Source organism: Spongorhabdus nitratireducens (assembly GCA_947387575.1).
GTDB lineage: Bacteria > Pseudomonadota > Gammaproteobacteria > Pseudomonadales > Endozoicomonadaceae > CANDOC01.
The window spans coordinates 59,271-74,594 of record CANDOC010000008.1 but is presented as its reverse complement, the minus strand read 5'-3'; the positions used below and the strand labels follow the sequence as shown (position 1 = coordinate 74,594).

Genomic DNA, 15,324 nt, shown 5'->3' with positions numbered 1-15,324 from the left:
TATGGAGTCGGTAATAACCCTGCCTGAATATGGCTATCTCAGCGAAGCTGCGGGTTCTGACTGCAGGCAGGTAGACAGCGTTACATTTCAGTATTTGGAAAAACTGAGCCTTGACCTGCAGCGTGGTCCCGGATTTCTGAAACTATGTGCCCGGAATGGCCAGAAGGCATTGCAGGTACAGAATTATGTGGGTGTGCTTCAGACGCCTGCAGGTGTTCAGATCGAAATTCTGCCTAAAACATCCCGTAGCATGTCGGATATCGATGCCCGTCAGGCGTTACTGAATATGCTGCGCCACTTGCCGGCTTTTCGTCATATTGAAACAACTGAGGCTCAGATAGCTTCGTGCAGAATGCCTCTACTGGAAGTTTTTATTCGGCAGTTTTTGCAGAGTGTGAATCATCTGGTAAAGCGCGGGTTGCGATCGGAATACGTGCGACAAGAAGAAAATCAGAGTTTTATGAAAGGCAAGCTGCTGGCCACAAAGCAGCTGCGTCATAATCTGGTGAACCGGCATCACTTTTATGTGGAGTATGATGAGTACTTGCTCGACAGGCCGGTCAATCGCCTTATTCATTCTGCCCTGAAGCGGGTGTCAGGTATTACCCGATCCAATGCCAGCCAGAAACTGTGTCGTGAACTGAGCTTTGCTTTTAATGATGTGCCGTTGAGCCGGAATGTTTCAGCAGACTTTGCCGCAATGAAATTGGGTCGGGGGATGAATCATTACCAGCAATCTATTGCTTGGAGTCGGCTTGTTCTGGAAGGGTTATCGCCGCTGGCAATGCAGGGAAAGACCAGGGCTTTGTCTCTGCTTTTCCCGATGGAAGCTCTATTCGAATCCTATGTTGCCCATGTTTTACGGAAACAACTGTCTCCACCCTGGCAGTTGAAAGAGCAGGCCAGCAAGCATGCGCTGGTGCAATATGGCAACAGCCACTGGTTCAGGCTCAAGCCTGATTTACTGGTAATGACAAATGGGCGCCCAGAGCTGGTGCTGGATACCAAATGGAAGATGCTGGACAGCTCCGGGGGAAATGCAATAGATAAGTTTGGACTGTCGCAAGCCGACTTTTATCAGATGTTTGCCTATGGGCATAAATATCTTCAGGGTCGGGGAAATCTGGTGCTGATCTATCCGAAAACAGGTCGTTTCATTTGTCCGGTTCAGCAAAGTTTTGATTTTAGTAGTGAGCTGAAACTCTGGGTTGTACCTTTTGATATTGCAGCGGGTGTTACTGATAATAAGCGGCTGTTGTTGCCGGATGCACTGCAATCTGACATCAGCTGTTTTCACTCCGGACTAGAAGAAGTAGAGAATAACTAGTGAATCCTCAGCACCTCATTGAATTACTTGATGTTGTCAAAGCCAAAAACAAGATTGACCAGAACAGTAGCTGGTCAAATGGCAGTGAAACCTATCTGCGGGAAATTGGCCTGGAACTGGGGGAAGTTGCCGAAGAGCTGAACCTGTCAAACCGGCAAGGTTATCTGGAAGAAGAGCTGGGGGATGTATTCTGGGATTACCTGAACCTGCTGCTGTGTCTTGAGCAGGAAGGCCGGATCGATCTTTCCCGAGTGTTTGAGCGATCTGTGGATAAGTACCGTGAGCGTATTGAAGGTATTCAGTCTGGCAAAAGCTGGGCAGAGATCAAGCAAGTCCAGAAAGAACGACTAGAGCGTGAACACATGAGGATAAGTGACGGGAAGGAAGAAAAATAAAAGGTTTCTCCGGTACTACCGCTGTCATTCTCGCCCTTGAACTGTCGTTCAAGGTTGGGCGCTGCCGAGAGGTATCGGGCTTTCCGCTTCATCTACAAGAGACGGCGGACATGCACTCCCACCTCTGCAGGGAGCACCCTGCGTCTGGATTATCAGCTCAGGGACATGTAACGACTGGCGCATAACCCAGAGAAACCTGAATCAAGTATATCGGCTTGAATTCAGGTGTCTGTAGTTTTTTGTCACGATTGACCGAATAAGATTTATGATGCTGGGATCTTATATCCCTGAAACCTATAACTCCTCCGGTTGCAGGTTGTCCTGCAGGGCTGCATCAAGTTTGTCGGTGAGGTTGCGAAGATGACGCTGGGTGCTCATCTGCATCGCTGAGGATTGCTTGCTGTTATGCAGCATTTCGTGGGTGATATTGAGGGCGGCCATAACGGCGATACGTTCCAGCCCGATAACCTTGCCACCGGCACGGATATCTCTCATCTTGGCATCCAGGTAGCGGGCGGCCTCGAACAGGGCCTCTTCTTCTTCCTGACTGCAGCTGATCCGGTAATCCTTTTCCAGAATATTAACCACAGTAGTCTTAACGCTGTTTGCGCTCATGTTTCCTGCTCCAGTGCTTTGAGGCGGCTGATCATGGCTTCAACTTTGGTTCTGGCCAGTTCGTTCTTCTCAATCAGCTGCGCCCGTTCGCTCTTCCATGCTTGTTCGCTGGATCGAAGTAACCGGTTTTCCTGCCTTAACTGATCGCACAATTCAATCAGCTGGTCAATCCGGCGTGCCAGCCCTGTGATGTCATCTTCTCCCATTAACCTCTGACACTCATCGGATGTATCGGATCGGAAGGATTTTCCCCATTTCCGCTACTATAGCTTTAATAAAAATAGTTCACAATCCGCGGCTTCCCTGCTGTTGCAAGCGCCTGCGGGCTGACGGCACACTGCAACAGCAGTAGAATGTGCTGTTGCCCGGCAGCGTTTAAAATAGCAGCGCCGGGATACTGTCCTTCGCTGGTTAACACTGGATTACTGAATGTCCTCCTTTGATTCGAATTCCGAGAATGCTCCCGAGCAGACCATCAGCTTTGATGACCTGTGTGATGTTTTTCTGGAGCATGGCTGTCATACACCACCCTCTGAGCTTCATGGTTTGCTGACTGGCTGGCTGTGTGGTGGCGGTCGCAGTGCCAAACAGTGGATGGGTTTGGCAGCACAGCATCTGGACTTGGATTCGGCCATGCCGCAAAAAAGCCAGATGCAGCTACTGATTATGCTGGCCCAGACCCTGCGTCAGCTGAAAGGCGAAGGCTTCGGCTTTGATATGTTGCTGCCGGATGATGAAACCGAAATGGAGCAGCGTATCAACGGGCTGTCTCACTGGTGCAACGGCTTTCTGGCGGGCTTTGGTCTGGCAGGCAAGCAACCTGAAAATAAGGAAGTCGAAGCTTCTCTGAAAGATCTGGCCAACCTGGCAGCGATTGAAGCCGAAGGTGCCGAAGAGGGTGATGAAGCCGAGCGTGACTGGTTGGAAGTCAGTGAATATGTGCGTGTAGCTGCGTTGATGATTTTTAGTGAGTGCAATGCAGAAGATGTAAAGCCGCCGGAACAGCAAATTCCCGGCAATAATGTGACCCGCCACTGAGAACGTTCTTGGGGTTAATGGAGGCTGACATAAGCTACCGGTTATGATGGCCTTCATCCAAGAGTCTGTTCATGATCTTTCTTGGATAGCGAAAGATCATGAACAGGCTCTAAAGCAATAACAAATCAGGAATTACACCGCTTATGATCCGTCTGCCAAGAGAAGAATATGCCCGACGTCGCCGTCAGCTGATGTCGCTGATAAGTAAGGATGGCATGGTGGTGATTCCGGCGGCCCCCGAGGTCTCTCGCAATCGTGACTCCGAATATGCCTATCGCCAGGACAGTCATTTTTATTACCTGACCGGTTTCAATGAACCGGAAGCTGTGCTGGTGCTGATTCCCGGCCGTGAAGAAGGCGAACAGATTCTGTTCTGCCGGGAACGTCATCCGGAAATGGAAATCTGGACCGGGCGCCGGGCCGGAAAGGCGGGTGCTATCAATGAATATGACATGGATGAATCGTTTCCGATTTCAGCCTGCGATGAGCAGATGCCTAAACTGATGGCGGGCCGTCACAGTGTTTATGCCTGTTCCGGTGCCAGCAAGACATTTGATGAACAGCTGCAGCAGTGGCTTGGATCCACTCGTCGCTTCAAGCAGGAAGCGGCACAGGCACCTGACAGAGTGATCTCACTGGATCAGATCCTGAGTGAAATGCGCCTGTTCAAGTCCGATGCAGAACTGGATGTAATGCGTCATGCGGCGTTGATCAGCAGCCGGGCCCATATGCGGGCGATGATGGTTTGTCGGGAAGGACTGTCGGAGTATTCGCTGGAGGCCGAGATAATTCATGAATCCGGTTTCCGGGGTGCCCGGTTCCAGGCATACAATCCTATTGTCGGTGGCGGTGAAAATGCCTGCACCCTGCATTACAACGACAACGATGCACCTTTGAAAGACGGTGATTTGGTGTTGATTGATGCCGGTTGTGAAGTGGATAACTATGCCTCTGACATTACCCGCACATTCCCGGTTAATGGCAAATTCAGTCCCGAGCAAAAAGCGGTCTATGAAATTGTGCTGGATGCACAACAACAGGCAGTAGACGCTGTGCAGCCCGGAAACAGTTTCAATGATCCTCACGAGGTAACGGTCAAGGTTATTACCGAAGGACTGGTTCGACTGGGGCTGCTGGAGGGTGACGTTGATCAGCTGATTGAAGAGGGTGCCTACAAGGCGTTTTATATGCACCGTACCAGTCACTGGATCGGTATGGATGTTCATGATGTGGGTGAGTACAAGATAAACGGCGAGTGGCGTGAGCTCAGGGAAGGTATGGTACTGACCGTCGAGCCGGGTATTTATATTGCTCCGGATAATGAACAGGTCGAAGCACGCTGGCGTGGTATCGGAATTCGAATTGAAGACGATATTGCCGTCACTGCTACGGGTAATGAAAACCTGACGGCTTTTGTACCGAAACAGGTTGATGAAATTGAACAGCTGATGGCTTCATAATCAGCACTAACGAAACTGAGAATATCGGAAAGAGTGTATGTCCAGACCAGCCCCGGCTTTGGAAACTGAATTTGATAGCGATGTTGTGATCATTGGTGGTGGCATGGTCGGTGCAGCGCTGGCACTAGCGCTAGCGCCACTGGCTCGTTCTGGACTTAAAGTTACAGTGATTGAGCCCAAACCATTAAAGCTGGATGAGGCGGATAAAACTCTTCAGCCCAGCTATCAACCTAGCTATGACGCCAGAGCTTCAGCCCTGTCTTATGGTGCAAGGCTGATTTTTGAGCAGCTGGGTGTCTGGGATGATTTGTCGTCTGTTGTGACACCGATCCGCCACGTACACGTTTCCGAGAAAGGACAGTTTGGTATTACCCGGCTTAACCATAAAGAGTCCAATGTTCCGGCACTGGGCTATGTGGTTGAGAACCGGTTACTGGGGCAATGTCTTCTGGGTCAGCTGGAACAGCATAAGGAAATCCGGTTCCGATGCCCGGCTGAAGTGCAGGCGATGCAAGCGGTTGAAGGTGGTATGTCGCTGACGCTTAATGAAAACGGTGAGGTAAGCACTCTGCGAGCGCGACTGGCAGTGCTTGCAGATGGTGGCCGCTCGGCACTGGGAGAATCACTGGGTATCGAGACTGATGTTCATGAGTATGGTGATACTGCAATTATCACTAATGTGACTCCCGGCAAACATCATGACTACGTCGCCTGGGAGCGCTTTACTGATCAGGGGGCGATGGCGTTGTTACCCTTGAGCGAGGGCCGCTGTGCACTGGTCTGGACCATGTCTCATGAGCTGGCTGCAGAACGGATGGCACTGGATGACAACACATTCCTTGATACCCTGCAGAAACGATTCGGGTTTCGAATGGGGCGCTTTACCCGGGTTGGTGAACGTCACTGTTATCCGCTCAGCCTGAAGCAGGCGAGAGAGCAGGTACGTCCCGGTTTAGTGGTACTGGGTAATGCTGCGCATAGTATGCATCCTGTTGCCGGGCAGGGTTTCAATCTGTCGTTACGTGATGCCGTCGCTCTGGCGGATGTGATTAAAGACAATGTTATGGCGCGCAAGTCTCCCGGAGCACTGAAACCATTGCTGGGTTATGTTGATGACCAGCAGCGAGACCAGTTGTTGACCATGCGCTTCTGTGATCTGTTGGTTAAAGGTTTTGGTGAGCCCGGTATGATTCCGGCATTTGGCCGTAACTTGGGCTTGGCTGCTATGGAAGCTGTACCGCCTCTTCGTCGTTTATTTGCACGTGAGGCAATGGGGGTTGGCAGTATTAAAACTCCCCGTACAGAGTTGTAATATACCCGTTACAGAATTTCCTATGCGTGCAGCATTTAGACAAAGAGTTAAGACAGCGAGGTAAGCATGTCAGAGCGTTTGAATAATCATCATGCCGGATCAACCGAATTCGATATTATGATTGTCGGTGGTGGTATGGTAGGCAGCGCGCTGGCCTGTGCTCTTGATGGGCATGGAATGAAGGTTGCCTTGCTGGATGCGGGTTCGGCTCCAACAGACAGTGTGCCGGTAACAACCGGTTTTGACCCAAGGGTCTGTGCCCTGACTGAAGCCTCTCGCCAACTGTTTGTTCAGCTCGGTGCCTGGAAGGATATGGTGGCTGACCGGGTTTGCCCCTACAAAAGAATGTATGTCTGGGATGGTGAGGGAACAGGCAATATCCAGTTTGGTGCAGCTGAAATGCACTTGTCCTCCCTGGGACATATTGTGGAAAACAATGTTATTCAGGGCGCGTTAAACAAGCGGCTGAGTGCTGGCGATGTCAGCTGCCTGTATGACAGCAAGGTTCAGTCGATAGAGCCGGGCTTCGTTACTCAGGTTGGCTTGACCGATGGCCGGGTTTATAAGGCAAAACTGGTTGTCGGCGCTGATGGTGCCGAATCAAAAATGCGGCAGTTGGCCGGTATTCCATTGAATCGCCGTGACTGTCTGCATCATGCGGTGGTAACCACAATTGAGACCGAGCGTTATCATGATGATACCGCCTGGCAACGCTTCTCCAATACTGGTCCATTGGCATTTTTGCCTTTGCCTGATCAGGATGGAAAACATCGATGCTCTGTCGTCTGGTCGCAGGTTCCCGAGGAAGCTACCCGTATCATGCAGCTGGATGATGCCGAATTCTGTCGTCAACTGACACGGGCATCTGAAGGATGTCTCGGTAAGGTTGTTGCTGCTACGGAACGCTTCAGTTATCCGTTGCGACACCGTCATGTCCGGCGCTATTACAGTGATTCAGTAGTTCTGGTCGGTGATGCTGCGCATACTATTCACCCGCTGGCCGGTCAGGGTGTAAACCTTGGATTACTGGATGTTGCCGTGCTGGCAGAAGAGCTGATTCATGCTTTTGAGCGGGGAGCCAATATTGCCGGCGCCAGTGTTCTGTCCCGTTATCAGCGGCGACGTATGGGTGACAATCTGGCCATGCTGGGAGCGATGGAAGGATTTCAGCACCTGTTCGGAGCTGATGCCTTGCCAGTACGCTGGCTGCGAAATGCCGGGTTAAAACTGACCAACCGCCTGCCGGAAGTCAAACACAAGTTGATTCGCCATGCGATGGGACTGGAAGGTGATTTGCCTCGCTTGTGCCGGGAACAGACTGAATCCCCAGCAGCCTGAAGAAGTGCTGGGTGCAACGCGGGTTACTCTGTTTTTAGGTAACCGGCTTTAAGCAGCTTTTGTTTCAACAACTGTTTCAGCAACTATAGTTAGCGCCATTCCTGCATAGAAAAACTCAAGGAGTGGCGCAATGAAACAGGCAATTTTTCTGTTACTTGCCTTGCTGGTTGGCTATATGGCCGGCATACAGTCCGGTACCAAGCGCAAACAGCCCTCGGAAGTTGATTCTCCCTCAACTACTCCTGCAGAAATATCCCGAAAAGAAACTTCACCGCAAGAACCTGACTGCACCAACCCGAAAGGTGTGGATCAGCAGATCTGGTGTACAGCTCGCAACAGTTATAACGAATATTCAGAACAGGCCAAGAATCCAGATAACCCTGAGGGATGGAATAAATATCTGGAAGGATATAAAGATGGATTATATGACGCCCACCATGCCCGTTCTTTGAAAGTATCTGAAGAGTCCAGTGTTGTTGCTGAATACGAACTGGGTTATAGCAAGGGCTATGATGCCGCCATGGAAGCCATGGGGCTGGTGACATATGACTGTGCCACGGAAGCAGTCCAGAGTGAATACCAGGCCCGTTGGTGTGAGGCTGCTGATCTTTTTGCCCAGGCCAATATTGGAGATCGGGCAGGTAATAATCCGGTGCTGCGGACACGCTTTATCGACGGTTACATGTCAGGAGAAAGCCTGGCCTTGGTGATTCCGGCTACTGTAGGAGAGCTTTTGGTGAAAGCTGGTACCGATACTCCGGATTCCAGGTTGCCACTGGTTATGGGGCAGCAGGACAGTGATTTACCTGAGGCCGCGAAGGCTTTTCGGGACGGGCTGGAGCAGGGGTACAGCAGTATGGTGGATAAAGTGCAGGATATTATCAGTCAGGTTATGCAGCAATTCATGTTTTCGCCCCGGCATTGAACTTTGAGGTGAGTGTGCACTTGCTTTTTGTGGGGCTGCTGTAATGGTTGGAACTTCTGTCTATACTTTAACCAAGACTGAAGTACAGGAGTTTCGGAGCCATGCAGTCAAAGGCCCCGCAGGTAGTCAAGGGAAGTACCATTTCTTCGTCAGTACCGTGTAGTGCTGATATCCCCACCCTTTCAGATTTTGAGCTGAAGCTTAAAAAGCCGGCAGTTTGTCGGCTGGAAGCCATGCTCAGAGGCTTTATTTTCAATGCTTTCAGCTTTCCACTGTTGCTAACCGCTGGTTTGTTGATTATTGGATTTGGGCTGAATTCAGTGGGGATATACGGGTATGTGGTCAAGCACATGTTGCTAATAGCTGAGATCGAACCATCCAGTGCCCTGTTCTGGTTTGAGTCACTGCTTGGGAGCGTATTTGTGCTGGCATTGGTATTGGCAATGATTGCCCCGTTAAAACCGGATCAACCAGAACCACACTAAATCTTCACGGTATGCCGGACTCACTGCTATTAATTCTCAATAGGGATTGATGGCAGTGAGTTTGTTATGATGTAGGCTTCAGTGATTATTTGAAGAACCCGTTAGGCCCTATGCCGGATCCAGCCGAATCTGCATCAGATAATGCAACCTTACCGTTAAATGACCAGGCCCATTCCCGTCTGGCTTCTATTTTCCGTCTGCTGGGAGAAGAAGGCCGGTTGAAAATGGTACTGGCCTGCCTGTCGGGACCCAAGCCGGTATGTTGTCTGGCAACTGTAGCGAATCTGTCTCAGTCCCTGGCTAGTCATCATTTACGTCACTTACGTGAAGCGCGAATTCTGAAAGCCAGCCGACAGGGTAAAAACATGTTGTATGAACTGGATGACCGCCACATTGAATGTGTATTGAAGGACATGGTCAGCCACGTGCTCGAGCCGGCTGATGATCATTAGGATTTGTCCGGCTACTGCTTTTCCTCTCTGAAAGTCTGCGTGACATACCTCTGAAAAAACTGACAAACTTTCGATACATTTTCCCGTTTAAATAAGATGCTTTGCTGAAGTGACTGTATTTATATGCTGTCGTAATGAAACAGTCACCATAAAACACAAGCGGGGAGATTGTATTGATAATGCGTCCTGGGGCACAGGCGATGCTGATGCTGCTGGTTTTGAGTGGCTGCTCTTTTGTGCCAACATCCGAGCCTCTGCCGGTTACCGTTCCAACCGAATTCTCTCAGTCAGGTGAGCGTCAGCTGACAGATAAATGGTGGCGTGAGTTTGGTGATGCCACGCTGAATCAGCTGGTCGAAAAGGCATTGTCGGAAAACTTCAGTCTTCAGGCCGGTTGGAAACGTCTGGAGCAGGCAGAGGCCGTTGCGATTAAGGCTGGAGCCAGCCGGTTACCTGCGGTATCACTGACTGCCGGGCAATCTCGTATACGACAGGATACCAGCAGTGATATTGGCAATACCAACAAACGCAGCTTTGGTTTGCAGGCCAGCTATGAACTCGATTTATGGGGCCGGGTTGCCGCAGAGGCCGAAAGTGCCAGAGCCAGTTATTTTGCCAGTGCTGAATCACTGGATGCAGCGGCTATAACGCTTGCCGCATCGGTTACCAATACATGGTACAAGTTGCTGGCCCAACGCGAGCAGGTTGTACTGGTTCAGTCCCAACTGGAAAGTACTGAAGATACGCTCCAGCTGACCCGTATGCGCTATCAGTATGGTCAGGTCGCATTTACTGACGTGCTGCAGCAGGAACAGTTACTGCAGTCAACGCAGGCGGATCTGGTGCTGGCACAGAGTGAGCTGGATGTACTTCAGCAGCAGCTTAATATTCTTCTGGGCGATACACCTCAGACATCCGGAAACTTCCCTTCATCTGTTTTACCTCTTATACCGGTACTACCGGATACTGGCATTCCGGCCAATGTCATTGCCCGTCGGCCTGATTTGCGACAGCAGTGGTACAGCTATGAAGCTGCCCGCCAGAAAATCGGTGTTGCAGAAGCGGATCGGATGCCGGCTTTAACACTTAAAGCATCATTTGATTCTACTGCCAGCAGCTGGGGTAATTTATTCGACAGTTGGGCACTGGCACTGGCAGGCAATCTGGCTGCTCCGGTGTTTGATGGTGGACGACGTTCTGCTGAAGCTGACCGCGCGGAGGCTGCAGCCGGAGAAGCACTGCATACCTATACCCAGTCCGTACTTGATGCGCTGGGCGAAGTTGAAGCTGCACTGACCAGAGAAGCGGCACAACAGCATTATCTGGATAAAACCCTTGAGCAAACCGCTTTGGCAAAGCAGGTACTGGAACAGATCCGGCTGCGTTATGCCAAGGGAACCGAGAACTACCTGGCCGTACTGAATGCACAGCAACAGTTATACAAGCTTGAAAGACAGCTACTGACATCCAGAGTGCAGCACCTGGAGTACAGGGTTGATCTTTATCGGGCATTGGGTGGCGGTTTTCTCACAGCCTCAGCCGACATGAATTCAGCAAAATCAGCGCAGTAATATCGCAAAGATTCAGGAACACACATGAGTTCAACACAACAGAAAAATGCTGCGTCCAGCTTGAAGGGCCGGGCGTTCAAAGTATTGCCGGTACTTTTGCTGATAGCCGGTGTCGGAGCGGCCTGGCTGCTGATGAAAAATTCCCCCCGGGTAGACAAGGTTAAAATTGAACCTAAAGCCCGGCTGGTTAATGTAGAGACGGCTGCGTTCAGTTCATACCAACCGGTCATTGAAGTTTCCGGAGAAGTAAAAGCGGCCCGCTCCCTGACCTTGTACCCCCGGGTTGGTGGCAGAGTACAGTCACTGGAATCAGATCTGTTGCCTGGTGAGCTGGTGGCACAGGGTGATATTTTGCTGAAGCTTGATCCGGCAGATTACCAGCTGACTATCAGAGAAAAGCAGAGTGCACTGACAAAAGCAGAAGCTCAACTGTTACAGGAGAAAGGACAACAGGCTATTGCCCGCAGGGAATATGAGCTGATGGGTCAGAAGCTGAGTGCAGACGACGAAGCTTTTGTTTTGCGCAAGCCGGAACTGGCGATTGCACGCTCGGCTGTTGATAGTGCCACTGTTCAGCTACAGCAGGCGCAACTGAATCTGGAACGCACGCAGGTTAAAGCACCGTTTAACTCACGTATTCTGAGTCGGAATATTGAACCGGGTAGTGAAGTAAGCACAGGTACCGCTCTGCTTGAGTTGGTCAGCACCGATGAATTCTGGCTGGAAGTCAGTGTCCCTGTAAGCCAGCTGGGTTGGATTGTTTTTCCGAAAGATAAAGCTCAGGGATCTCAGGTCAAGATTACCAGTAACACGGCCTGGAACATGAATAGCAGCCGATCTGGTGAAGTTCTGTCCCTCCTTCCCCGTTTGGAAGAAAGCACTCGTATGGCCAGAGTAATCATTAGCATTGATGATCCGATGGCACTTAAACCTGAAAACAATGGTTTGCCTAAAGTTCTGGTTGGAGATTTTCTGCAGGCCGGTATCAGCGGACATGAACTTGATAATGTCATTCTGGTATCCCGTGAATGGCTGCATGGCGATAATAAAATATGGCTGATGAACGATCTTGATCAACTGGAAATACGACAAGTTGAAGTGTTATTCCGTGGTCGCGATCAGGTAGTGCTGAAAGGTGGAGTTCAAGCCGGCGAAAGAATTATTACAACGCTGTTGCCTGTTGTAGTGGAAGGTATGCCGCTGAAAGTTATGCCAACCGAACTGGCAAGCAAGGAACTGCCAGATCAGGAGGTGGCATCACTATGAGTCAGGATACATTGAAGACACCTGACGAAGATACTTCTCATGGTGTTATTGCATGGATGGTGCGTAATCGGGTTACGCCCAACCTGTTGATGCTGGTCTGCCTGATTGGTGGACTGGTTATGTCGCTGCTGATTCGCAAGGAAGTATTCCCCGAGTTTGATCTTGATTATGTCTACGTTAGCGTCAGCTATCCTGGCTCAACACCGGATGAAATCGAGCAGGGCGTAGTACTGGCGATAGAGAATGAAATCCGTGGTATTGAAGGTATCAAGGAAATCACCTCAACAGCCAGTGAGGGTTTTGGTCGGGTTGTTGCCGAGGTAATGAAAGGTGCCGATCCGGATAATGTGTTGCGTGATATTGATCAGGCCGTTGATACAATTTCTACTTTTCCGGATGAAGCCGAAAAGCCGACAGTAACCCGTTCTCCCCGCAAGTGGGAAACCATGGAGCTGGTGCTTCATGGTGATGCTTCAGATCTGGCATTACGCCAGCTGGGTGAGGAAGTCAAAGACCGCTTGCTCAAACACAAGGGGCTAACGCAGGTAGAAATTGATAACCCGCTGGATTATGAGGTTCAGGTTGAAATATCCCGGGATCAGTTACGCCGTTACGATCTGAGCTTGTCGACAGTCGCGGCAACAATTCAGAATTCTGCGCTGGAACTGTCGGGTGGCACCATCCGCAGTGACAGTGGTGATATTATTCTGAAGGTCGACCAGAAACAGGAGTGGGCCCGGGAATTCTCAACAATTCCGTTACTGACTCAAAAAGACGGCAGTACTCTTTTTCTTGGAGATATAGCCCGGGTGCGTGACGGCTTTGAAGAAGCCAACGAATACGACCTTTATCAGGGGCAACCTGCGACTTATATCAATATCTACCGGACAGGTGATCAGACACCTATTGGTATCTCTGATGCCGTAAAGGAAGTGATGCCTGAGTTGCTGGCCATGCTGCCTCCCGGGGTTGGTCTGGATATCTCGGACGATGATTCGGTCATCTACCAGCAGCGGATGGATTTGCTGATGAAGAATGCCTTTCTGGGGCTGTTGCTGGTGCTGATTGTGCTGGGACTGTTTCTGGAATTCAGGCTGGCAGTATGGGTCACCATGGGTATTCCGGTTTCCTTCCTCGGAGCGATGCTGTTACTGCCTTCTGTTGATGTCTCAATCAACATGGTGTCCATGTTCGCCTTTATTATTGCGCTGGGTATTGTGGTTGATGATGCCATTATTGCTGGTGAGAATATTTATGAGCATATGCAGCAGGGCATGTCATTTGTTGACTCGGCAATCATTGGTGCCCGGGAAGTTGCTGTTCCACTGACGTTCAGTATTCTGACTAATATTGTCGCCTTTATGCCGCTGTATTCCCTGCCCGGATTTATGGGCAAAATGTTTGTGGCTATTCCTCTGGTTGTGAGCAGTGTCTTTGTTATTTCATGGATTGAATCCTTGCTGATTCTGCCCACTCATCTGGCGCATCTTAAAAAAGAAAGCTCGTCATTCTGGGTGCAGCAGTTTAATCGTGTTCAGCGTTCTGTGGATAAGTCGCTGACCCGGTTTGTGCAGGGATCATTCCGGCCATGGCTGGAGAAGGTCATCAGACATCGGTATCTGGCTGTCTCCCTTGGTCTGGTATTGCTGGTGTTGGTATTGGCATTTATCAGTTCAGGCCGAATGGGATTCAGTTTGATGCCGCGTACTGAATCAGACCGTGCTTCTGTTGTTGCAACACTTCCCTTCGGTGCACCGCTGGCTCAGAAGGAAGCATTACGGGAGCAGCTTGAAGCTGCAGCTTACCGAGTGGCGGATAAGCATGGTCGTGACCAGTTACTCAAAAGTGTTGGAGCCAGTATTCGCGAGAGTGAAGTCAGGGTCTTTATGGAGTTGCAGGAGCCTGATATCAGACCGATCAACACCGGACAGGTAGTCAAGTTATGGCGGCAGGAAACCGGTGATATTCCCGGCCTCAACGGTATTGTTTACTCTTCAACCGGACGCGGACCGGGTGGTGGTAAGGCACTGACTGTCGAGCTTAGCCACAGAGATTCTCAGGTTCTGGAGCAGGCCAGTGCAAAACTGGCAACTGCACTGGAAGATTATGTTGGTGTTTCTGATATCGAGGATGAGTTCTCGGCCGGTAAAACCATGATGACCCTGAAGATCCTGCCGGCCGGTGAAAGCCTTGGTTTGACAGCCCAGAACATTGCCCGCCAGGTACGCGATGCTTTTTATGGTGCACAGGCACTTCGCCAGCAACGGGGAGCAAACGAGTTCAAGGTGATGGTACGGTTGCCTGAATCGGAACGTTTGAGTGAATATGACCTCGAGCATCTGGAAATTCGAACACCGGATGGCAGCTATGTGCCGTTGTATCAGGTTGCTGAAGTGGTCAGGGGTATTTCTCCGGCTACTATCAGTCGTCGGGAAGGTCGTCGAACCAATGATATTACCGCTAATGTCGAGCCCAGGCCTTCAACACCGATGGTGGTTAATGCGCTGCGGGAGGATGTATTCCCGGTTTTGAAAGCTGCCTACCCAGGACTGGAAATCAACCTGCAGGGATCACAGGCCAGACAGGCTGAGAGTATGTCCAGTCTGATGCTGAGTGGCCTGCTGGCGTTGGCTCTGATCTACGCCCTGCTGGCGATACCGTTCCGCAGTTATACCCAGCCTTTAATTGTTATGGTTGTGATTCCATTCGGACTGGTTGGTGCTGTCGCAGGCCACCTGCTGATGGGTTATTCAATGAGTATTATCAGTATTCTCGGGATTGTGGCGCTGAGTGGAGTGGTGATTAACGATAGCCTGATTCTGGTGAACTACGCCAATAAGCAACATGAAGCCGGGAAAAGTGCACTGACAGCTATCGTTGATGCTGCGGTACGTCGTTTCAGACCCATTATTTTGACCACAATGACTACTTTTGGTGGTCTTGTACCGATGATATTTGAAACATCTCGTCAGGCTAAATTCCTGATTCCAATGGCGGTTTCTTTAGGATTTGGGATTCTGTTCGCTACGTTCATTACATTGGTGCTATTGCCATGTTTGTATGGAATTCTGGAAGATATGAAAGTACTACCCTCTTATTTTAAAGAAAAGCTAAGCTCACCTTGAATAATTAAATTGGAA

General features: G+C 50.3%; 14 protein-coding genes and 1 other RNA gene. 12 read left to right on the top strand and 3 right to left on the bottom strand.

Annotation, left to right across the window (positions count from 1 at the left end):
* Position 1 precedes the first annotated feature (1 nt).
* Positions 2-1,327 carry an McrC family protein gene (locus ACYZZ0_RS15185; RefSeq protein WP_461537490.1) on the top strand — a complete coding sequence of 442 codons (1,326 nt, stop codon included), beginning with the start codon at positions 2-4 and terminating at the stop codon, positions 1,325-1,327.
* Entirely contained in the window at positions 1,327-1,722 is a 396-nt protein-coding gene (locus tag ACYZZ0_RS15180; RefSeq protein ID WP_461537489.1) for a MazG nucleotide pyrophosphohydrolase domain-containing protein, read from the top strand. The genes ACYZZ0_RS15185 and ACYZZ0_RS15180 overlap by 1 nt, the downstream gene beginning before the upstream one ends.
* Before the next feature lie 2 nt (positions 1,723-1,724).
* Here ACYZZ0_RS15180 and ssrS read toward each other — a convergent pair.
* The 3 genes from ssrS to ACYZZ0_RS15165 form a co-directional block, all read right to left on the bottom strand.
* Positions 1,725-1,918, bottom strand: a non-coding RNA gene (ssrS, locus tag ACYZZ0_RS15175) — 6S RNA.
* A gap of 98 nt (positions 1,919-2,016) precedes the next feature.
* Complete coding sequence (locus tag ACYZZ0_RS15170; RefSeq protein ID WP_461537488.1) at positions 2,017-2,337, bottom strand: cell division protein ZapA; 321 nt, start codon at positions 2,335-2,337, stop codon at positions 2,017-2,019.
* Positions 2,334-2,543 (bottom strand): TIGR02449 family protein, encoded by a 210-nt coding sequence (locus tag ACYZZ0_RS15165; RefSeq protein ID WP_461537487.1) that lies wholly within the window; start codon positions 2,541-2,543, stop codon positions 2,334-2,336. Before ACYZZ0_RS15165 ends, ACYZZ0_RS15170 begins: the two co-directional genes overlap by 4 nt.
* A gap of 223 nt (positions 2,544-2,766) precedes the next feature.
* On the opposite strand from ACYZZ0_RS15165, the gene ACYZZ0_RS15160 reads away from it, so the two are divergent.
* From ACYZZ0_RS15160 to ACYZZ0_RS15115, 10 genes are all read left to right on the top strand, one after another.
* Entirely contained in the window at positions 2,767-3,375 is a 609-nt protein-coding gene (locus ACYZZ0_RS15160; protein WP_461537486.1) for a UPF0149 family protein, read from the top strand.
* 143 nt (positions 3,376-3,518) lie between these two features.
* Entirely contained in the window at positions 3,519-4,835 is a 1,317-nt protein-coding gene (gene pepP, locus ACYZZ0_RS15155) for a Xaa-Pro aminopeptidase (protein WP_461537485.1), read from the top strand.
* 37 nt (positions 4,836-4,872) lie between these two features.
* Complete coding sequence (gene ubiH / locus ACYZZ0_RS15150) at positions 4,873-6,147, top strand: 2-octaprenyl-6-methoxyphenyl hydroxylase (RefSeq protein ID WP_461537484.1); 1,275 nt, start codon at positions 4,873-4,875, stop codon at positions 6,145-6,147.
* Between the two features lie 66 nt (positions 6,148-6,213).
* On the top strand, positions 6,214-7,485 hold the full coding sequence (locus ACYZZ0_RS15145; protein WP_461537483.1) for an FAD-dependent monooxygenase: 1,272 nt from the start codon (positions 6,214-6,216) through the stop codon (positions 7,483-7,485).
* A gap of 130 nt (positions 7,486-7,615) precedes the next feature.
* Positions 7,616-8,410 carry a hypothetical protein gene (locus tag ACYZZ0_RS15140; RefSeq protein ID WP_461537482.1) on the top strand — a complete coding sequence of 265 codons (795 nt, stop codon included), beginning with the start codon at positions 7,616-7,618 and terminating at the stop codon, positions 8,408-8,410.
* 101 nt (positions 8,411-8,511) lie between these two features.
* Positions 8,512-8,895: a hypothetical protein gene (locus ACYZZ0_RS15135; RefSeq protein ID WP_461537481.1), complete on the top strand. Its 384-nt coding sequence runs from the start codon at positions 8,512-8,514 to the stop codon at positions 8,893-8,895.
* A gap of 110 nt (positions 8,896-9,005) precedes the next feature.
* Positions 9,006-9,347 carry an ArsR/SmtB family transcription factor gene (locus ACYZZ0_RS15130; RefSeq protein WP_461537480.1) on the top strand — a complete coding sequence of 114 codons (342 nt, stop codon included), beginning with the start codon at positions 9,006-9,008 and terminating at the stop codon, positions 9,345-9,347.
* A gap of 179 nt (positions 9,348-9,526) precedes the next feature.
* Positions 9,527-10,918 (top strand): efflux transporter outer membrane subunit, encoded by a 1,392-nt coding sequence (locus tag ACYZZ0_RS15125; protein WP_461537479.1) that lies wholly within the window; start codon positions 9,527-9,529, stop codon positions 10,916-10,918.
* Positions 10,919-10,942: 24 nt separating this feature from the next.
* The gene (locus tag ACYZZ0_RS15120) at positions 10,943-12,184 is read left to right on the top strand and encodes an efflux RND transporter periplasmic adaptor subunit (RefSeq protein ID WP_461537478.1); all 1,242 of its coding nucleotides are present in this window, start codon (positions 10,943-10,945) and stop codon (positions 12,182-12,184) included.
* The gene (locus tag ACYZZ0_RS15115) at positions 12,181-15,309 is read left to right on the top strand and encodes an efflux RND transporter permease subunit (RefSeq protein ID WP_461537477.1); all 3,129 of its coding nucleotides are present in this window, start codon (positions 12,181-12,183) and stop codon (positions 15,307-15,309) included. The genes ACYZZ0_RS15120 and ACYZZ0_RS15115 overlap by 4 nt, the downstream gene beginning before the upstream one ends.
* Positions 15,310-15,324: the final 15 nt, after the last annotated feature.

What these genes read in the sequence shown, in the direction of transcription:
- ACYZZ0_RS15170 (WP_461537488.1), bottom strand. Translation starts at nt 2,337, where the DNA reads ATGAGCGCAAACAGCGTTAAGACTACTGTGGTTAATATTCTGGAAAAG.
- ACYZZ0_RS15165 (WP_461537487.1), bottom strand. Translation starts at nt 2,543, where the DNA reads ATGGGAGAAGATGACATCACAGGGCTGGCACGCCGGATTGACCAGCTG.
- ACYZZ0_RS15115 (WP_461537477.1), top strand. Translation starts at nt 12,181, where the DNA reads ATGAGTCAGGATACATTGAAGACACCTGACGAAGATACTTCTCATGGT.
- ACYZZ0_RS15140 (WP_461537482.1), top strand. Translation starts at nt 7,616, where the DNA reads ATGAAACAGGCAATTTTTCTGTTACTTGCCTTGCTGGTTGGCTATATG.
- ubiH (WP_461537484.1), top strand. Translation starts at nt 4,873, where the DNA reads ATGTCCAGACCAGCCCCGGCTTTGGAAACTGAATTTGATAGCGATGTT.
- ACYZZ0_RS15135 (WP_461537481.1), top strand. Translation starts at nt 8,512, where the DNA reads ATGCAGTCAAAGGCCCCGCAGGTAGTCAAGGGAAGTACCATTTCTTCG.
- ACYZZ0_RS15130 (WP_461537480.1), top strand. Translation starts at nt 9,006, where the DNA reads ATGCCGGATCCAGCCGAATCTGCATCAGATAATGCAACCTTACCGTTA.
- ACYZZ0_RS15185 (WP_461537490.1), top strand. Translation starts at nt 2, where the DNA reads ATGGAGTCGGTAATAACCCTGCCTGAATATGGCTATCTCAGCGAAGCT.
- ACYZZ0_RS15120 (WP_461537478.1), top strand. Translation starts at nt 10,943, where the DNA reads ATGAGTTCAACACAACAGAAAAATGCTGCGTCCAGCTTGAAGGGCCGG.
- ACYZZ0_RS15145 (WP_461537483.1), top strand. Translation starts at nt 6,214, where the DNA reads ATGTCAGAGCGTTTGAATAATCATCATGCCGGATCAACCGAATTCGAT.
- ACYZZ0_RS15160 (WP_461537486.1), top strand. Translation starts at nt 2,767, where the DNA reads ATGTCCTCCTTTGATTCGAATTCCGAGAATGCTCCCGAGCAGACCATC.
- pepP (WP_461537485.1), top strand. Translation starts at nt 3,519, where the DNA reads ATGATCCGTCTGCCAAGAGAAGAATATGCCCGACGTCGCCGTCAGCTG.
- ACYZZ0_RS15125 (WP_461537479.1), top strand. Translation starts at nt 9,527, where the DNA reads ATGCGTCCTGGGGCACAGGCGATGCTGATGCTGCTGGTTTTGAGTGGC.